Below are 16,401 nucleotides of genomic sequence, written 5' to 3' on the forward strand. Positions count from 1 at the left end.
CAGCGCCGGCTTTCACTCCGCGTCGAGCCGGTCCCGCTTCATCGCGCGCCAGAGCGCGAGGTCGTAGCCGATCTTGAGCAGCCCGCAGGCTATGAGCGGCAGCGAGATCCATCCGGCCGCAAACAGCGCGCCGCTGAGCGTCGGGCTGATGGCCGCGGCCAGGCTGCGCGGCACGGCGGTGAAGCTGGCCGCGGCGCTGCGTTCGGGCGGCGTCACGACCGCCATCACGTAGGCCGTGCGCGTGGGCACGTCCATCGACGACAGCGCGCTGCGCACCATCAGCAGGCCGAGCGCGATCGGCAGGCTCGGTGCCAGCGCAGCCAGCACCAGGCAGACGTTGGCGGGCAGGTGCGTGAAGACCATGGTGTTGAGCAGGCCGATGCGCCGGGCCACCACGGGGGCGGCAAGCTGCGACGCCGCGCCCAGCAGACCGGTCCAGAAGAAGAACACGCCGGCCTGGGTCAGCGAGAAGCCGAACCGCTCCAGCAGCCACAGCGACATCAACGCGTTGACCATCAGGCCGCCCGCAAAGGCATCGACGCTGAAGAGCGCCGCCAGCCGCACCACCACGCGGCGCGACGGCCCGAGGGGTGCCGGTGCCACGGGTGCGCTGCCCGCCTCGTGGGCGCCGGCGTGGTCAGGCAGCTTCCGGTAGAGCCAGAAGACACCGAGTCCGATGGCGGCATAGACCGCGAACATGCCGCGCAGCGCGTCGGGCCGCGCGAAGTGGCTGTGCCGAACCAGCCAGTCGGGCACGGCGGCCGCGAGTGCCCCCATGGCCGCGCACAACGCACCCAGCAGGCTGTAGCGCGCGAACAGCGAGGTGCGGGCATGGCCCTGCGCCGCTGCAGCCAGGCGCGCGTGCTCGAGCGGAAGGAACACGCTGACGTCGCCGGAACTCGGATTGAGCGTGCCGACCAGCGCGACCACCAGCAGCGGCCAGAACGAGGACAGGCCCGCAAAACCCAGTCCGGTGGCGGCCATCAGCAGGGCGGCGCCGCGCAGCAGCCGCCCGCCCGCGAAGCGGTAGCCCCAGGCGCCCACCGCGAGCGTGGCCAGCGCCGAGCCCAGCATGGTTGCGGTGCTGACGATGCCGACTTCCAGCGTGCCCAGTCCGATCGACAGCAGGTAGGCCGGCAGCAGCACCGCCATGTAGCCGTCGCCGAAGGCGCGCAGGCCTCGGGCGGCGAGCAGGGGCAGTGCGTCGGCGCTGACGCCCGCGGGCAGCAGGCGCGCCAGTCCGGTGCGCGGCGAAGGCGATGGCGCCGCGCTCATGGGCTGGGCTCCACGGCGTGTGCGGGGGGTGTATCAGGCAGGGCGGTGTCCACGGATGGCTCCATCACGGGGTGCCAGCGCTTGGACGGGACACCGTCTGGTTGTGCAGGCCGGGAGGCTGTTTTCCCGGTGAAAGCATGCTAGCAGACCATCGCGGTACGTAGTTCCCCTCAGCTTCTCGTCAGATTGCGATCAGCTCGGCAAAAGACCATTCGACCGTCCGGACTTCCATCCGGATGGAGACAAGCCCGGGCGGAGTTCACCTGCGCCGGTGGCGTTCGACAACCCCCAATACATCGGGAACGTATGAGAAACAGAAATCTTGTCAGGGGACTCTTCCTCATGGCAATTGCGCTGGCCTTCGGCCTCACGGCGCTTCGCTACCCCATCGGAGACCTGGGCCGCGCCGGCGCGGGTCTTTTCCCCGCCATGGTGAGCGGCCTGCTGCTGCTGATCGGCGTGGCGACGGTCGTGCGTTCGTTCTTCGTGGAGCCGGTGAAGCTGGACCTGCACTTCAAGAACATCGCGCTCATCCTCACGAGCCTGTGCGGCTTCGCGCTGATCTCGATGTACCTGAACATGATCGCGGGCATCGTCTTCATGGTGTTCTGCTCGGCCTTCGCCGGCAGCTCGAACTCCTGGGTGCGCAACCTCAAGATCTCGGCCGGCCTGATCGCCATGGCGCTGGCGCTTCAAAAGCTCCTCGGCCTCAACCTGCCGCTCTTCTGAGGACACGAACATGGAAGTCCTGAACAACCTCGCGTTCGGTTTCTCGCACGCCCTGACCTGGCACAACCTGATGTACTGCGCCATCGGCTGCACCGTGGGAACACTGGTGGGCCTGCTGCCGGGCCTCGGGCCGCTGGCCACCATCAGCCTGCTGCTGCCGCTGACCTATTCCATTCCGACCACCGGCGCGCTGATCATGCTGGCCGGCATCTACTACGGTGCGCAGTACGGCGACAGCGTGAGCGCGATCACGATGAAGATCCCGCATGCGAGCAGCATCGTGGCCTGCATCGACGGCTACGCGATGACGCTCAAGGGGCAGACCGGCCTGGCGCTGTTCACGGCCGGCTTCTCCAGCTTCATCGGCGGCACGGTCTCGATCCTGGTGCTGTCGTTCCTCGCGCCCGTGCTGGGCGAGGTCGCCTTCCTGTTCGGGCCGGCGGACTATGTCGCGATGATGCTGGTGGGCTTCGTTTGCGTGAGCTTCGTCACCACCGGCAGCCTGCTGAACGGCCTGGCGATGTGCATGATCGGCGTGCTGCTCGGCACCATCGGCACCGACGTGAACAGCGGCATGGCGCGCTTCACCATGGACATGCCCTTCCTGACCGACGGCGTGGGCATCGTGAGCATCGCGCTCGGCTGCTTCGGCATCGCCGAGATCACCAAGAACCTCGACTCCCGCGAGGAACGCTCGCCCTTCAACGGCAAGATCAACCTCATTCCGACCTGGGCCGAATTCAAGCGGATCATCCCGAGCGCGCTGCGCGGCAGCGTGATCGGCTCGTTCCTGGGCATCCTGCCCGGCGGCGGCCCCACCATCGCGCAGTTCGCCGCCTACGCGCTCGACAAGAAGGTCAGCAAGTACAAGCACGAGATCGGCACCGGCTGCATCGAAGGCGTGGCCGGCCAGGCCGCGGCCGACGAAGCGGCGGCGCGCACGAGCTTCATCCCGCTGATGAGCATCGGCATTCCCGAGAACGCCGTGATGGCGCTGATGCTGGCGGCCTTCATCATCAAGGGCATCCAGCCCGGGCCGAACATGATCGCGAGCCACCCCGAGCTGTTCTGGGGCCTGGTGGCCAGCATGTGGATCGGCAACGTATTCCTGCTGGTGCTGAACGTGCCGCTGGTGCGCTACTGGCTCTCGGTGTTCAAGATTCCGTACAGCGTGCTGTTCCCGTCGATCCTGTTCTTCTGCTGCATCGGCACCTACAGCGTCAACAACAACCTGGACGACGTGTTCATCACCGCCGCCTTCGGTTTCATGGGCTACATGTTCATGCGGCTCGAGCTCGACGCCGCGCCGCTGATGCTCGGCTTCATCCTCGGGCCGATGCTCGAAGAGAACTTCCGCCGCGCGATGCTGCTGAGCCGCGGAAGCTTCGGCACCTTCGTGTCGCGCCCCATCAGCGGCACCTTGCTCAGCCTGATCGGCGTCTTCGTCGTGTGGCAGGTGGTTTCGTTCGTGCTGCAGGCCCGAAAGAAAATCGTCATTGCGCCGCCCGTGGCACTGGAACCGCAGGAGTAGCAGCGAAAAAAAAGCGGGGCAATCTGGCAAGGACCCTGAGGCCTTTGCTTGCCCCGGCACGGCGCGTTGAATAGACTGAGCGCCATGTCGACCACCCTCGCCGCCTTCACCCACGCCCTTGCTGCGGCGCTGCTCATTGCAGCGGCGTGCGCGCGTGCGCGCGTGGCCTTGAAGGCGGGCCGCAGGCAACTGCCCGCACATCCCTAGGCCCGGCGGTCGCTTCCTTCTTCCTTCTTCTTCAGCGCAACCATCCACCGCCGGGCACCCGTCCCGCGCGGCCGCGGCCGCCGTCGTCCACCGACGGGTCCGCACGAATGGAGTGCGTCAATGCATGCAGCAACGATCCACGGCGAGCGCACGCTCACCGACCTTGACTTCGCCCGCCTGAACAAGCGGCCCGGGACCAACCACCTGCCGAGCCTCGCGGACCTCCGGGACTCGGCCGAAGCGAGCGGCGACTGCACCACCATTCTTGCCGTGACCGACCTCGCTGCGCGTTCGGAGCCTGCCCTCTCGCGCGCCGCCTGCCTGGCTGCCGAGCACCATGCCAGCCTGGAACTGCTCTATGCGGCCGCGCCCGGCGAGCCTCCCTGCGCCCGCGCCGCGTCGCGGCTGGCGCACCAGGCATTGCAGCTCGGCCAGCGCCATGGGCTGCGCGTGCGCACGACGAACCCGATGGCCAGCACACCGGAGCACGTGGCAAGCGCAGCGCGTGGCGCGGATCTGCTGGTCATGGGTGCCATGCCCCGGGAGCGGAGCTTGCTGGCCTTTGTGCGCGGCCAATGGACCGAGCGCCTCTTGCGGAGGGTCCAGCGTCCCATGCTCGTGGTGCGGCAGCAGGCCGAGGGGCCTTACCAGCGCCTGCTCGTCGCCATCGATTTCACGCGGGCTTCGCGCATCCTGGTGGAGCGCGCGTTCGCACTCAACGGATCGGCGCGAATCGACCTGTTCCACGCCATCAGCACGATCAACGAGCGCAAGCTGCGCAGCGCCGACGTTCCCGAGCACGTGGTCAGGGCCTACAGACAGGAGTGCACGCGGTACGCACGGGACCAGATCGTGCGGTTCACGGATTCCACCGATGCCCGCAGAAACCGCGTGTCCTGGGCCATCGGCCGCGGCGATCCGGCCCGGCAGGCCGTGGTCCAGCAGCAGCACAGCGGCGCCGAGCTGCTCGTTGTCGGCAAGCATCCAGCCTCGGCGATGTCCGACTTCGTCTTCGGCAGCGTGGCACAGCGCGTGCTGCGCCATGCCGCCGGCGATGTCCTGATCGTTCCTCACAACCCCCAGGCGGCGACGAAGTCAGCGGCCCTCGAGCGGCTCGGCGGTGGACAGCGGATGACCCGGCGCGTGCGCGCGGGTGCGTCTTGCTCGAACGGGGGATGAATATCATCGGATGAAACCGCCTCACCGCCGAGAGCCCGCTTGCCTCCGCATCGGCATGAAGTCCTTGCCGCGCCGGTTCTGCGCGCGGAAAAATTCCGTTCTTGGACGAAAATGACGATGTACCGGATCGAACACCACCTGAGCGCCGACGAGCACGAGGATCTGTATGTCGACTGCCTCAAGCGGCTTCGCGGCGACATTCGACAGTGGCTGTAACTCGGCGGGTGACGCGCCCACGCAGGATGCGGACACCGCTCGGGCGGTGGGTTATTGGCAGGACTGGCCGCAGAGAGCAGATGATGAAAAGTAACGCCCATGACAACGCGATGGCCGAGCTGTACCGGGACGATTGTTCATTGCCATTAATGTCTGAGACACAGTTACCTATTAAGGCCTCCGCCTCTCCCCTTCGTCCTGCACCTTGAAGTCTGAGACACATCCAGCCACACACGAGCTCACCCCATCAACCTGAGCACTGAAGTCGGAGACAGACGCGGCTGCGGCATTTATGAACCCATTCTTGTCATAGCGCCCCATCGAGAAACAGCAGGAAGTCAGCTTGCTGTTGCGAGTTGCACGGGCACGTGATCGCGCTGCTTTTTGATGCGGTTGGCTTCGTCGACGAAGACAAGCTTGGGAAGATGGTCAGTCACCTTCTCCTCTGCCACCGTCCCGAAGGCGGCGATTGATGATCAAGTCACCAACGGATGCCCGTCTGGCCGCCGATCCGTTGACTGAAATGATCCCGCTGCCGCGCTGGCCGCGGATCGCATACGTGACGAAACGCTCGCCATTATTGATGTTCCAGACATGCACCTGTTCGTTTTCCACCATGTTGGCCGCGTCAAGAAGATCCTCATCGATTGCGCATGCCGGCCTTCCTCACGGGGCCGAGGTGCGCGGCGGACCGTCCGACGCGCGAAGTATCAACTCCGGGTTCCATAGTTCCTGAAGCTCTTCGGCAGGCGTCCCGTTCAGGCGCGCAAGGAGCATCTCCACCATCCGTTTTCCGGCGCGGTGGGTTTCTGCGCTGAACGTCGTCAGCGCAGGGGACAGCAGGCGACCGATCGGATGGTCGTCTCCCCCGATCACCCCGATGTCTTTCCCCGGAACCCTGCCAGTCTCTGAAATAGCGCGCATGACGCCCATGGCCACGATGTCATGTCCGCACACGATGGCGGTGGGCGGATCGGGCAGTTCGAAGAGACGACGGGCCGCATCGACTCCGCCCTCTTCGGAAGGCGCGGCTTCAAGGCAAAGCGCCGGATCGATGGGGATTCCCGCCGCGCGAAGCGCTGCCTCGTAACCCACTCGCTGGTGGTGGCTGAACATCAGGAACTCGGGCGCGTGCACCAACGCAATCCGGCGATGGCCCAGCGCAATAAATCGCGCGCAACCAGCACGCCCGACGACGGTGTGGTCGATGTCCAGGTACGGAAAACCCTTCTGTGTGTCGCTCCGGCCGAACGCCACAAAAGGAATATCGCGCTTCTGGAGATACGCGATCCGCTCATCGTCCCGCCGAGTGCGGCCAAACAGCAATGCGTCCACGCGCTGGCGCTCGACCAGGCGCTTGAACACGTCGATCTCCGTCTCGATGCTTCGTGCCGAGGCGATGATGACCTGGTAATTCGACCCGTCGAGTTGCTCGTCCACGCCCATCAACATGTTCAGGAAGAACGGGTGCACGAACGAGGCCTGCGGGGCCGAGAGCACGAAGCCGATGGTGTCTGACGACTGGCGCCTCAACCTCCGCCCGGCCGGATCCGGTGAAAAGCCAAGACGGGCCGCAGCCGCAAGCACTCGCTCTCGTGTTGCCTGGCTCACGTCTTCCCGTCCGTTCATGGCCTTGGACACGGTGCTGACCGAGAGCTTCAGCTTCGCTGCAAATTCATGAATGTTCAATCGATGGTCCCTTGATTCAGGGCGTCATTGTCGCTGATAAGAGCAAGTTGCGAAACCGATTTCAGAGGCCTCCTCTTCCCATTCTTGACATTTTCTCGAAGGGTTTTTAACATTCACCGAAATCGTTTTCGAGATTTATTTTCCGGCCTGATAAGGCTTCCAAGGACTGCGCATATGGAGTTTCATTTCTACGAGCCCTCTGCAGGGCACGGGCTTCGGCACAACCCGCTGAACTCCATCATCGCGCCGCGGCCCATTGGGTGGATCTCTACGAGGAGCAAGGAGGGAGGTTTCAACCTCGCGCCCTACAGCTTCTTCAACACGTTCCACTACGACCCACCCATCCTCGGCTTTGCCAGCACCGGCTGGAAGGACACCGCGCAGAACGCGGTGGAGACGGGCGAGTTCGTCTGGAACCTGGTATCCGAAGACCTCGGAGAGCAGATGAACATGACCTCCCAACCGGTGGCCCGGGGAGTCGACGAGTTCAAGCTGGCTGGCCTGACAGCCATTGCCGCGAACAAGGTGAGCGCGCCGCGCGTCGCTGAAAGCCGAGCCTCGATGGAGTGCAAGGTGGTGGATGTGGTGCAGTTCCGAAACACGCGCGGAGAGCAGTTGCCTGGATGGCTGGTCCTCGGGGAGGTTGTCGGCGTCCACATCGACCACGATCTGCTCAAGGATGGCGTCTACCAGACCGCGTTGGCTCGCCCGCTCATGCGATGCGGTGGGTTGAGTGACTACGCATTGCTGTCGCAGGAGTGGATGGTCGAGATCCACCGCGCGCCCGACGAAGCCCTTCGCGACTCGCACGGCAGTTAGCGGACGGGCCGTCCGTTCGCAGCAATCGCTGGAGACGACGCGACGGAAGCGCGCGTCTCCACGACTCGTACATACAGCCTTCGCCATGACCGATCTGATGGCATCGGCTGCGCTGAACCGCGCCATTTGCGGTAAGGCCCGATCGGCCAGCGTGCGTCTTCTTGCCGCTGGTACTGGACCAACTCATTCACATAAAGGAGACCCCATGCAATCCGTTTTTCGCCTGCTCGCTCCATTGCTGATCTGGGCTTCGTTTGCCACGCCCCTGGAAGCCGTGGCACAAACAACCGCCAAGACCAAGATGCGGGTCGCATCCGTCGTTTCGGCTGCATGGCTGCCGCTGTGGGTCGCCAAGGACAAAGGTCTGTTCGAGGCCCATGGCCTGGACGTCGAGATCACGACGGTGCAGAACGTCTCGACCGTCGTGGGCGCACTGGGCCGGCAGTTCGAGGTATCGGGCTGCACGCCCATCGACATCATCAAGGCGCGGCTCAAGAAGCTGGACGTCGTCGGCATCGCGGGCAACACCCAGGAGATGTCGAGCAACCAGCAGATGCGCCTGCTGACCCGCGCAGACGGACCGGTCAAGCGCATGGCCGACCTCAAGGGGCAGGTCGTCGCCACGCCTTCGCTCAACGGCGTGATCCACATTGCAACGCTGAACGCACTGCGCCAACAGGGCATCGACACCAACGACATCCGCTTCCAGGAGATGGCCTTCGCCAACATGGGCGACCAACTGGCGGTCGGGCGCGTCGCGGCGGCCGAGATCGTCGAGCCCTTTGCCTCCGCGCCGGGCAAGGTCGCCACGACCAGCCTGGGCAATCCGATGCTCTCGGTGGCGGACCCGGTGGTGCTGACCTGCTGGATGGCCAACGGCCAGTGGGCCAAAGACAACCGCGCGGCGGTGCTCGCCTGGCGCGCGGCACTCGACGAGGCGAATCAATACATCCAGAAGAACGACAAGGCATCGCGCGCGGTGCTCACAAAGTGGACACGCCTGCCCGACGAGATCGCCAACGCGGTGCGCCTGCCCGCCTACAGCACCCGGCTGGACGACGCGGCGATCGACACCTGGATCAAGGCGTCTCTGGCTGTAGGCGCCATCAACGAGAAGCTGACCGCGGCGGGCGCCAGCTTCGAGTGACGCAACGCAAAGAGACAACCCGAAGAGACAACGGCCCTCGGGCCAGAGAAACATGAATTCACCCGTATTCAGCTGCGAACGCGCAGAAGTCAGATTGGCATCGGCCATCGGCGACAAGACGATCCTCCAGGGCATCGACCTGCAAGTGGGCCGGCAGGAGTTTCTGTGCCTGGTGGGCGGATCGGGCACCGGAAAGACCACCCTGCTGCGCGCATTGGGCGGCTTCTGCGCGCCGACAAGCGGCGCCGTCCTATACGAAGGCAAGGCGTTCCGCAGCCCGCCCGAAGGCGTCGTGACCGTGTTCCAGGACTACGGCAATGCCCTGCTGCCGTGGCGAACCGTGCGCGCTAACGTCGCGCTCGGCATCGAGGAAAAAATCTCCGGCGCAGAGCTCGACCGGCGCATCGACACGGCGCTCGCGCTGGTGGGCCTGCAGAAGGCCGAACGGGAATACCCCGCCAAGCTTTCCGGCGGCATGCAACAGCGGCTACAGATTGCGCGCGCCCTGGCATTGCAACCCAAGGTCCTGCTGATGGACGAGCCCTTCGGTGCGCTCGATGCCATGACGAAAGCAAAGCTGCAGGACGAGCTGCGCAACATTCAGGCGAGCACCGGTGCCACCATCGTCTTCATCACGCACGACGTGGACGAGGCCGTCTATCTCGGCGATCGCGTCGTCCTGCTCGCAGGATCGCCGGGAACGATCGCTTCGGAAATACGCCCGCCTCTCCCCGCGCGCCGCGACCAGATTTCCACCAAGGAGATGCCGGAATACCTGCACGCGCGGCACGAGTTGCTGGAGCGCTTGCACGGAGCCGCCCGATGACCGGCCACTCGCGCAGGGCCCGCCAATGGCTGTTGCCCGTCGCGCTCCTCGGCGCCTGGCAACTCGCCGTCATGGTCAACGACGGTTTCAACGTGCTGCCCACGCCCACCGAGATCGGTCGCGCGCTCACCGAGAGTCTCATCGACGGGCGCCTGGTCGCGGACGCCGCGCACACCTTCGCCGCGGCCCTCGCGAGTTGGGCGATCTGCCTGCTCATAGGCATACCGCTCGGCATGGCGCTGGGCACCTTCAGCACGCTTCGCACCATGCTGTCGCTCTTCATCGAACTGCTCAGGCCGTTGCCGGCGGTGGCGCTCATTCCACCCGCGGTGCTGGTCTTCGGTTTTTCATGGAAGACCGAGATCACCGTGACGGTGTTCGCCAGTATCTGGCCGCTCATCTCCAGCAGCAGGGCCGGCATCGAAGGGCTTCACGCAAGAATCTTCGAGACGGCCGCCACGCTGCACTTGAGCAAGTGGCACACGTTGCGCAGCGTCGTCACACCCGCAGCCTTCAGCCAGATTCTCGTGGGGGCGCGCCTCAGCTTCAGCCTCTGCCTGGTCGTCAGCGTGGTCGCTGAAATGGTCGGCAATCCTGCCGGCCTCGGCTGGGGACTGGTTAGCGCGCAGGAAGCGATGCGGGCGAGCGAGACCTTCGCGTACCTCTTCGCCATCGGCGTGCTGGGCGTCTGCGCTAATTTCGCCCTGGGCTTCGCCGTCCGGCGCCTGCTGCCCGGCCTGGCCCAGGCGAGCTGAAAGGAGCGAGCCCATGAACAAGATGTCTCGCATCCTCCTGAGCCTTGCCACGCCCGTCGCATTGCTGTGCCTTTGGCAAGCCGTGGGCGACCCCGCCTCGCCCATCGCACCGCCGCCTCAGACTTGGCTCTCGAGCGCGCAGGCGATGCTCGCAGCCGGCGAGCTTCAACTCGCCGTGCTGGCCACGCTGAAGACCGTCGTACTGTCCACCTTTATCGCCGGCGTGGTGGGCACAGCCATGGGCGCGATCCTCGGCGCCCGGCCTGCCGTTTCCGAAGCGGTGGCGCCCACGCTCGAGTTCCTGCGGTCCGTGCCGCCGCCCACCATCGTCCCTGTGGCCATGCTGCTGATCGGCAGCGGCGCCGTGCTCGGAGCCACCGTGGTTTCGCTCGCCGCGCTCTGGCCCATCCTGTTGAATGTGCTGCAGGCCACGCGGGCCATCCATCCGACCCTCGTCAACACCGGCCATACGCTGCGGATCTCGACCCGCAGCAAGGTGATGAACATCTACGTACCCAGCATCCTGCCCAGCGTGATCGCAGGGCTTCGCGTGGCGGTGCCGCTGGCCATCATCGTCGCGCTTCTCGTGGAGATGCTGGCCACGCGCCCGGGCGTCGGACGCATGTTGCTTTCCGCCCAGCGCGACTTCGACGCGCCCGCCGTCTTCGCTCTGTTGTCCACCGTGGGCCTCATCGGCGTCGGCGTGAACTGGGCGCTCGAGTGGCTGGAGCGCTGCGTCTCGAGGAAGTTGCCGGGCATCGGGCGCTGACGCCTCCTCACTCTTCCCTTCTTTTTTCGCCCAACGAACCATCCAGATGTCCATCGATTTCCAGATCATCGACAACGCCATTGCCCGCATCGTCATCAACCGTCCCCAGCAGCACAACGCGCTGGACGTCGAGCACGACCGTGCGCTTGCGGACGCCTGGCAGCGCTTCAACGACGACCCGCAACTGAAGGTCGCGATCCTGTCCGGCCAGGGAGGCCGTGCGTTCTGCACCGGCGCCGACATTCGCGACTACCTGCCCTACCGGCGTGGCCGCGCGGCCAGCCAGGAACCCACGTCGATCATCAGCTTCGGCGGACTGACTGGCGCTCAGGACGTCGCCAAGCCGACGATCGCGGCCATCGACGGATTCTGCGTGGCTGGCGGGCTGGAGCTGGCGCTTGCCTGCGACATCCGCATCGCGACGCACACATCGAGCTTCGGCCTTCCCGAAGCCAGGCTAGGCATTCTTCCTGGTGGTGGAGGCACGCAGCGGCTCGCCAAGGTGACGGGACTGGGTGTTGCGATGCGGATGATCCTCACGGGCGACACGTTCGACGCGGCCTTCGCGCTCAACCACGGCCTCGTGACCGAGCTGGTGTCCAGCGAGGCGCTCGAAGAAGCCGCGCTGGCCATCGCCCGGCAGCTCGCCAAGAATGGACCGCTCGCGGTCGTTGCCGCGCGTCGTTCGGTACTTGCCAGCTATGGACTCTCCGTCGAGGAAGGCCTGCTCCAGGAATCGGCGCTGCAACGGCAACTGCTCCTGACCCGCGATGCACACGAGGGCGTCGCGGCCTTTTCCGAACGGCGGCCGGCGGCATACACGGGCAGCTGACGCGAGCAACTGACATCTCGCCCCGCTTCCAGCCGGCGGGGTGCTTCGTCGCCGGAGCCGATCCATCCTGACCTCCAATGGAATGTTAGGAAGGATGAAGTCAGGAGCCGCCTCTCAACTTCGCGACCTCCTTCGGGCTGACTGCCCCCGCGCTGTTGTTCCAGCCTGCACGAATGAAGGTCAGCACGTCGGCAATGTCCCGATCGCTTAGCACGGCGGCGTACTTGGGCATCGGGTACGCCGCCGGAATACCTCGAACGACGAGATCCCCGGTGCCGTTCAGCGTCACGTTGATGAGTGACGACGGATTGCGCTCCAACACATTGGGATTGCCGGCGAGCGGCGCGAGCATGGGCGCGAAACCGCGCCCATCGGCGCCGTGGCACTGCAGGCAATGCGTCGTGTAGATGCGGGCGCCTGCATTGCCGGCCGGCCGGCTCAGCGACACCTTCGTCTTTTGCGCGTCGTAGGCATAGGGTGGTGCGCCATTGCCGCCCTGCGCCGGAAGCGTTTTCAGATAGGCGGCCATCGCGCCGAGGTCGGTATCGGTCATCGCCTGCGTGCTGTTGTTGACGACCTCCGTCATGGAGCCGAACGCGGTGGCATGCCGGTTCGCGCCGGTCTTCAGGAAGCTCACGAGTTCCGGTCCACTCCAGCGGCCCAGGCCGACGTTGTGCTCACCCGTCAGGTTCGAGGCAAACCAGCCTTCTATCAACGCGCCGGAGAGAAACGTGCTGCCGCCTTCGTCGACTGCCTTTTCCTGGAACGCGACACCGCGCGGTGTGTGGCACGAGCCGCAATGCCCCAGCCCCTGCACCAGGTAGGCGCCGCGATTCCACTCAGCATCCCTGCCGGGCTTGTCCTGGTACACGCCCTTGTCGAGGAACATGAAGTTCCATACTTTCAGCGGCCAGCGGATGCCCAATGGCCACCGAATCTCGGACTTCTGATTCTCCCGGTTCACGGGTTCCACACCATGCATGAAGTAGGCGTAGAGCGCCTGCATGTCGCCATCGTTGACTTTGGCGTACGACGGATACGGCATGGCCGGATACAGGTTGTGGCCATCTCTTGCGATGCCTTCGCGCATCGCGCGAATGAATTCTTCCTGGGTGTAGCGGCCGATGCCGGTGTCCGGATCGGGCGTGATCTTGGTCGAGTAGATGCGCCCAACCGGCGTTGTCATAGGCAGGCCGCCGGCGAACGGTTTGCCGCGCGGTGCTGAGTGGCAGGCGATGCAATCGCCCGCCTTCGCAAGATAGGCTCCGCGCGAAACCAGCGCCTGGTCGGGCGCGGTAGCGGCATGCGCGTTCGTGGCGGGGCCGCCCGATGCCAGTGAGAGCGCAAATCCCAGCGTGGCAAACGTCTTCGGTGCGTGGATCATCGACGGCCTCCACTCGCGTTTGATTTCAGTTGGTCGCCGATTGGCAAGGCGTGCAACCGCTTGCCGGTGGCCGCAAAGATCGCATTGGCGAGCGCCGGTTGCAACGCCGAGGTGCCCGGCTCGCCGATGCCGCCAGGCGCTTCGCTGCTCTTCACGAGATGCACGTCGATGTCTGGCGTTTCATTGATGCGCAAGACCCGATAGTCGTTGAAGTTGCTCTGCTCGACGCGTCCATTCTTGAAGGTGATCTCGCCGTACAGCGCCGCCGTGAGGCCAAAGACGATGCCACCTTGCATCTGGGCCTCGATCGTGTCGGGATTGACCGCCATGCCGCAATCGACTGCGCAGGTCACGTGATCCACGCTCACCTCACCATCGTCCACGGTCACGTCGACAACCATCGCGAAGAAACTGCCGAATGCGTGCATAAGGGACACGCCCCGACCTTTGCCCTTAACTTGTGGTGCACCAGCCGCCCATCTGGCCGCCCGCACGGCTTCGTTGAGCACGTTCAGCGCGCGCGGCGACTTCCCGAGCAAGGCTTGCCTGTACTTCACCGGATCTACCTTCGCGTGCGTCGCGAGTTCGTCGATGAAGGTCTCAACGACAAACGCGCTGCGCGTCGGACCCACGCCGCGCCAGAACGCCGTGGGTATGCCCCGCGGCTCCTGGCGAACGTAGTCGACGAGCTGGTTGGGAAGGTCGTAGGGCAACTCGGCCGCCACGGCCACGGCATCGGGGTCGACACCGTTCTTCATCATCGCGGCCGGTGCGTACCGCGCCAGGATCGAAGAACCGACGATGCGATGCTGCCAAGCCACTGGCATGCCGTTCGCGTCGAGGCCGGCGGAAATGCGGTCGTAGTAGTACGGCCGATACATGTCGTGCTGGATGTCTTCCTCGCGCGTCCACACGACCTTCACCGGCACATTCAACTGCCTTGCCACTTTCGCGGCCTGCGTGACCATGTCGATTTCCAGGCGCCTGCCGAACCCGCCGCCCAGCAGATGGTTGTGGACGATGATCTTCTCCGGCGGCAGCCCAGTGACCTTCGCCGCCGCATCGGCCACGCGGCCTGGCACCTGCGTGCCCACCCACACCTCGCAGCCGTCCGGCCGGACGTGCACCGTGCAGTTCACCGGCTCCATCGTCGCGTGCGCCAGAAACGGCTGGTGGTAGATCGCATCGATACGCGTCTTCGCGTTGGCAAAGGCTTTCTCGACATCGCCTTCCTTGCGCGCCACCGCGCCGCTGCGCTGCGACGCCTTCACGAGGTCGGTGACGATCGTCTCGGTCGAAACGTCGGCGCCTGCGCCCTCGTCCCATTGGATCTCGAGCGCCTGCAGACCGCGCCTCGCGGCCCACGTGTGCGCCCCGATCACGGCGACCCCGTTGTCGAAGCTGACGACCTGCTGCACGTCGGGAATTTTTCTCGTGTGCGTGTCGTCGAATTTCGCCAGCCTGCCGCCGAACACCGGACAGGTCGCAATCGCCGCATACACCATGCCGGGCACACGCACATCCAGACCGAAGACCGCGGCACCATTCACCTTCTCCGGCGAGTCGAGGCGTTTCACGCGGGTGCCGATCAACTTGAAGTCCTTGGGCTCCTTTAGCCTGACATTCTGCGGTGGCTGCAGTCTGGCTGCGACATCGACCAGCTCACCGTAACCAATGCTGCGACTGGTCTGCGGATGCAAGACCCGCCCTTCCCGCGCCACGCAGCCCGAGGGATCGACCTTCCAGCGCTGTGCAGCGGCCATGACAAGCAAGGTGCGCGTGCTCGCGCCGGCCTTTCGCATCGGCTCCCATGCGTAGCGAATCGAAGTCGAAGCGCCGGTCAGCTGTTCGGCCAGCATCGGATCGGCAAAGAGCTTCTCGTTCGGCGGCGCATGAGCGAGCGTGACGCTCGCAAGCGGCACCTCGAGCTCCTCGGCAAGCAGCATCGGAATGGACGTGTACACGCCTTGCCCCATCTCGACCTTCGGCATGACCAGCGTGACCTTGCCGCGGCGATCAATCTGGATGAAGGCGTTGGGGGCGAATACGCCCTCGCGCGGCATCTCGACGCCGTCGCCGTCGATCACCGACGTGCGCGCCCCGCCCTGGCTGCGTGCCGGCACGCTGAAGCCGAACAACAAACCGCCACCGGCGGCCGTGCCTACCGTGGCGACCAACCCGAGCAGACTGCGGCGCGACAGGCCCACGCTCTGCCGCGCACCAGACGATTCGTGTGACGTGCTCATGTGCTCTTCGCGGCCTGCTTGATCGCGGCACGAATCCGGTTGTAGGTGCCGCATCGGCAGATGTTGCCGGCCATGGCAGCATCGATATCGGCGTCGCTCGGTGCCGGATTGCTGGCGATCAGCGCTGTCGCCGACATCACCTGGCCTGACTGGCAGTAGCCGCATTGCACGACGTCCAGTGCGCGCCATGCGTCCTGGACTTTTTTGCCGATGGGCGTTGCGCCAACGCCTTCGATCGTGGTGATCTTTCGATCTGCGACTGCCGCCAGAGGCATCACGCAGGAGCGAGTCGCGACGCCGTCGAGATGCACGGTACAGGCACCGCATTGCGCGATGCCGCACCCGAACTTGGTGCCAGGTCTTCGTGATGGCGAACGTGTGGCCGTTCATGGGCTGAGCGCAAAACGATTCGCGCCGGTGAACGGCGCGAGCCATTCCACCGCGCGGTCGGTATAGATCTCGACCTGCGGGGACGGCAGTCCCTCCAGGCTGTCGAGCGTGCCGGCCTTCACCAGGACCTGACCGGGCATCATCGCCACCTTGGTAATCACCGGCGAGCCGCAGCTCCCGCAGAAATGCCGGTAAGAGAGCTGTCCGCTGTCGCCCCTGTCCTCGAAGAACTTGGTCTCGCCGCGTTGCTCATAGTCGGCTTCGGCGATGAAGAGGTTGAAGGAGAAGAGGCTGCCGCTTTGTCTCTGGCAGTGCCTGCAATGACATATGGCTGCGGCCTGCGGTTCGCCCTTCAGCACGTAGCGCACGGCGCCGCAGAGGCATCCGCCTTCGCGATGGTTCATGAT

15 protein-coding genes and 2 pseudogenes are annotated in these 16,401 nt (G+C 65.2%); 10 read left to right on the plus strand and 7 right to left on the minus strand.

Going from position 1 to position 16,401, the window contains the following annotated elements; all coding sequences use genetic code 11:
- Positions 1-12 precede the first annotated feature (12 nt).
- On the minus strand, positions 13-1,275 hold the full coding sequence (locus tag AC1DSC_RS20250) for an MFS transporter (protein WP_018905814.1): 1,263 nt from the start codon (positions 1,273-1,275) through the stop codon (positions 13-15).
- 306 nt (positions 1,276-1,581) lie between these two features.
- Between AC1DSC_RS20250 and AC1DSC_RS20255 the strand changes: the two genes are divergently transcribed.
- The 4 genes from AC1DSC_RS20255 to AC1DSC_RS20270 all read left to right on the plus strand — a co-directional run bounded on the left by AC1DSC_RS20255 (position 1,582) and on the right by AC1DSC_RS20270 (position 4,921).
- Positions 1,582-2,004, plus strand: coding sequence for a tripartite tricarboxylate transporter TctB family protein (locus AC1DSC_RS20255; protein WP_026284154.1), 423 nt, complete (start codon positions 1,582-1,584; stop codon positions 2,002-2,004).
- Positions 2,005-2,014: 10 nt separating this feature from the next.
- The gene (locus AC1DSC_RS20260) at positions 2,015-3,535 is read left to right on the plus strand and encodes a tripartite tricarboxylate transporter permease (RefSeq protein WP_018905813.1); all 1,521 of its coding nucleotides are present in this window, start codon (positions 2,015-2,017) and stop codon (positions 3,533-3,535) included.
- 84 nt (positions 3,536-3,619) lie between these two features.
- Positions 3,620-3,742: a hypothetical protein gene (locus tag AC1DSC_RS20265; protein WP_018905812.1), complete on the plus strand. Its 123-nt coding sequence runs from the start codon at positions 3,620-3,622 to the stop codon at positions 3,740-3,742.
- Between the two features lie 120 nt (positions 3,743-3,862).
- Positions 3,863-4,921 carry a universal stress protein gene (locus AC1DSC_RS20270; protein WP_478131914.1) on the plus strand — a complete coding sequence of 353 codons (1,059 nt, stop codon included), beginning with the start codon at positions 3,863-3,865 and terminating at the stop codon, positions 4,919-4,921.
- Between the two features lie 554 nt (positions 4,922-5,475).
- Here the strand turns inward: AC1DSC_RS20270 and panD are convergent.
- Positions 5,476-5,794, minus strand: a pseudogene (gene panD, locus AC1DSC_RS20275) (aspartate 1-decarboxylase); the annotation flags it as partial.
- A gap of 9 nt (positions 5,795-5,803) precedes the next feature.
- Positions 5,804-6,826 carry a LacI family DNA-binding transcriptional regulator gene (locus AC1DSC_RS20280; RefSeq protein WP_018905809.1) on the minus strand — a complete coding sequence of 341 codons (1,023 nt, stop codon included), beginning with the start codon at positions 6,824-6,826 and terminating at the stop codon, positions 5,804-5,806.
- Positions 6,827-7,000: 174 nt separating this feature from the next.
- On the opposite strand from AC1DSC_RS20280, the gene AC1DSC_RS20285 reads away from it, so the two are divergent.
- From AC1DSC_RS20285 to AC1DSC_RS20310, 6 genes are all read left to right on the plus strand, one after another.
- The gene (locus AC1DSC_RS20285) at positions 7,001-7,645 is read left to right on the plus strand and encodes a flavin reductase family protein (RefSeq protein WP_018905808.1); all 645 of its coding nucleotides are present in this window, start codon (positions 7,001-7,003) and stop codon (positions 7,643-7,645) included.
- A 205-nt stretch (positions 7,646-7,850) separates the two neighbouring features.
- On the plus strand, positions 7,851-8,792 hold the full coding sequence (locus tag AC1DSC_RS20290) for an ABC transporter substrate-binding protein (protein WP_018905807.1): 942 nt from the start codon (positions 7,851-7,853) through the stop codon (positions 8,790-8,792).
- A 94-nt stretch (positions 8,793-8,886) separates the two neighbouring features.
- Positions 8,887-9,618 carry an ABC transporter ATP-binding protein gene (locus tag AC1DSC_RS20295; protein ID WP_018905806.1) on the plus strand — a complete coding sequence of 244 codons (732 nt, stop codon included), beginning with the start codon at positions 8,887-8,889 and terminating at the stop codon, positions 9,616-9,618.
- Positions 9,615-10,373 carry an ABC transporter permease gene (locus tag AC1DSC_RS20300; RefSeq protein WP_027729474.1) on the plus strand — a complete coding sequence of 253 codons (759 nt, stop codon included), beginning with the start codon at positions 9,615-9,617 and terminating at the stop codon, positions 10,371-10,373. Before AC1DSC_RS20295 ends, AC1DSC_RS20300 begins: the two co-directional genes overlap by 4 nt.
- 13 nt (positions 10,374-10,386) lie before the next feature.
- A complete protein-coding gene (locus AC1DSC_RS20305; protein WP_018905804.1) occupies positions 10,387-11,142 on the plus strand; it encodes an ABC transporter permease in 756 nt (251 codons plus the stop codon).
- A 46-nt stretch (positions 11,143-11,188) separates the two neighbouring features.
- Positions 11,189-11,974, plus strand: a complete 786-nt coding sequence (locus AC1DSC_RS20310; RefSeq protein ID WP_018905803.1) for an enoyl-CoA hydratase/isomerase family protein — start codon at positions 11,189-11,191, stop codon at positions 11,972-11,974.
- Between the two features lie 100 nt (positions 11,975-12,074).
- Here AC1DSC_RS20310 and AC1DSC_RS20315 read toward each other — a convergent pair whose 3' ends face one another.
- From AC1DSC_RS20315 to AC1DSC_RS20330, 4 genes and pseudogenes are all read right to left on the minus strand, one after another.
- Positions 12,075-13,358 (minus strand): c-type cytochrome, encoded by a 1,284-nt coding sequence (locus AC1DSC_RS20315; RefSeq protein WP_478080275.1) that lies wholly within the window; start codon positions 13,356-13,358, stop codon positions 12,075-12,077.
- Positions 13,355-15,604, minus strand: a complete 2,250-nt coding sequence (locus tag AC1DSC_RS20320) for a xanthine dehydrogenase family protein molybdopterin-binding subunit (protein ID WP_478080276.1) — start codon at positions 15,602-15,604, stop codon at positions 13,355-13,357. The genes AC1DSC_RS20315 and AC1DSC_RS20320 overlap by 4 nt, the downstream gene beginning before the upstream one ends.
- Positions 15,601-15,960 (minus strand): annotated as a pseudogene (locus AC1DSC_RS20325) ((2Fe-2S)-binding protein); the annotation flags it as partial. The pseudogene AC1DSC_RS20325 and the gene AC1DSC_RS20320, both read right to left, overlap by 4 nt.
- 30 nt (positions 15,961-15,990) lie before the next feature.
- Positions 15,991-16,398 carry a GFA family protein gene (locus tag AC1DSC_RS20330; protein WP_018905799.1) on the minus strand — a complete coding sequence of 136 codons (408 nt, stop codon included), beginning with the start codon at positions 16,396-16,398 and terminating at the stop codon, positions 15,991-15,993.
- Positions 16,399-16,401: the final 3 nt, after the last annotated feature.

Source organism: Variovorax sp. 01N425 (assembly GCF_056399465.1).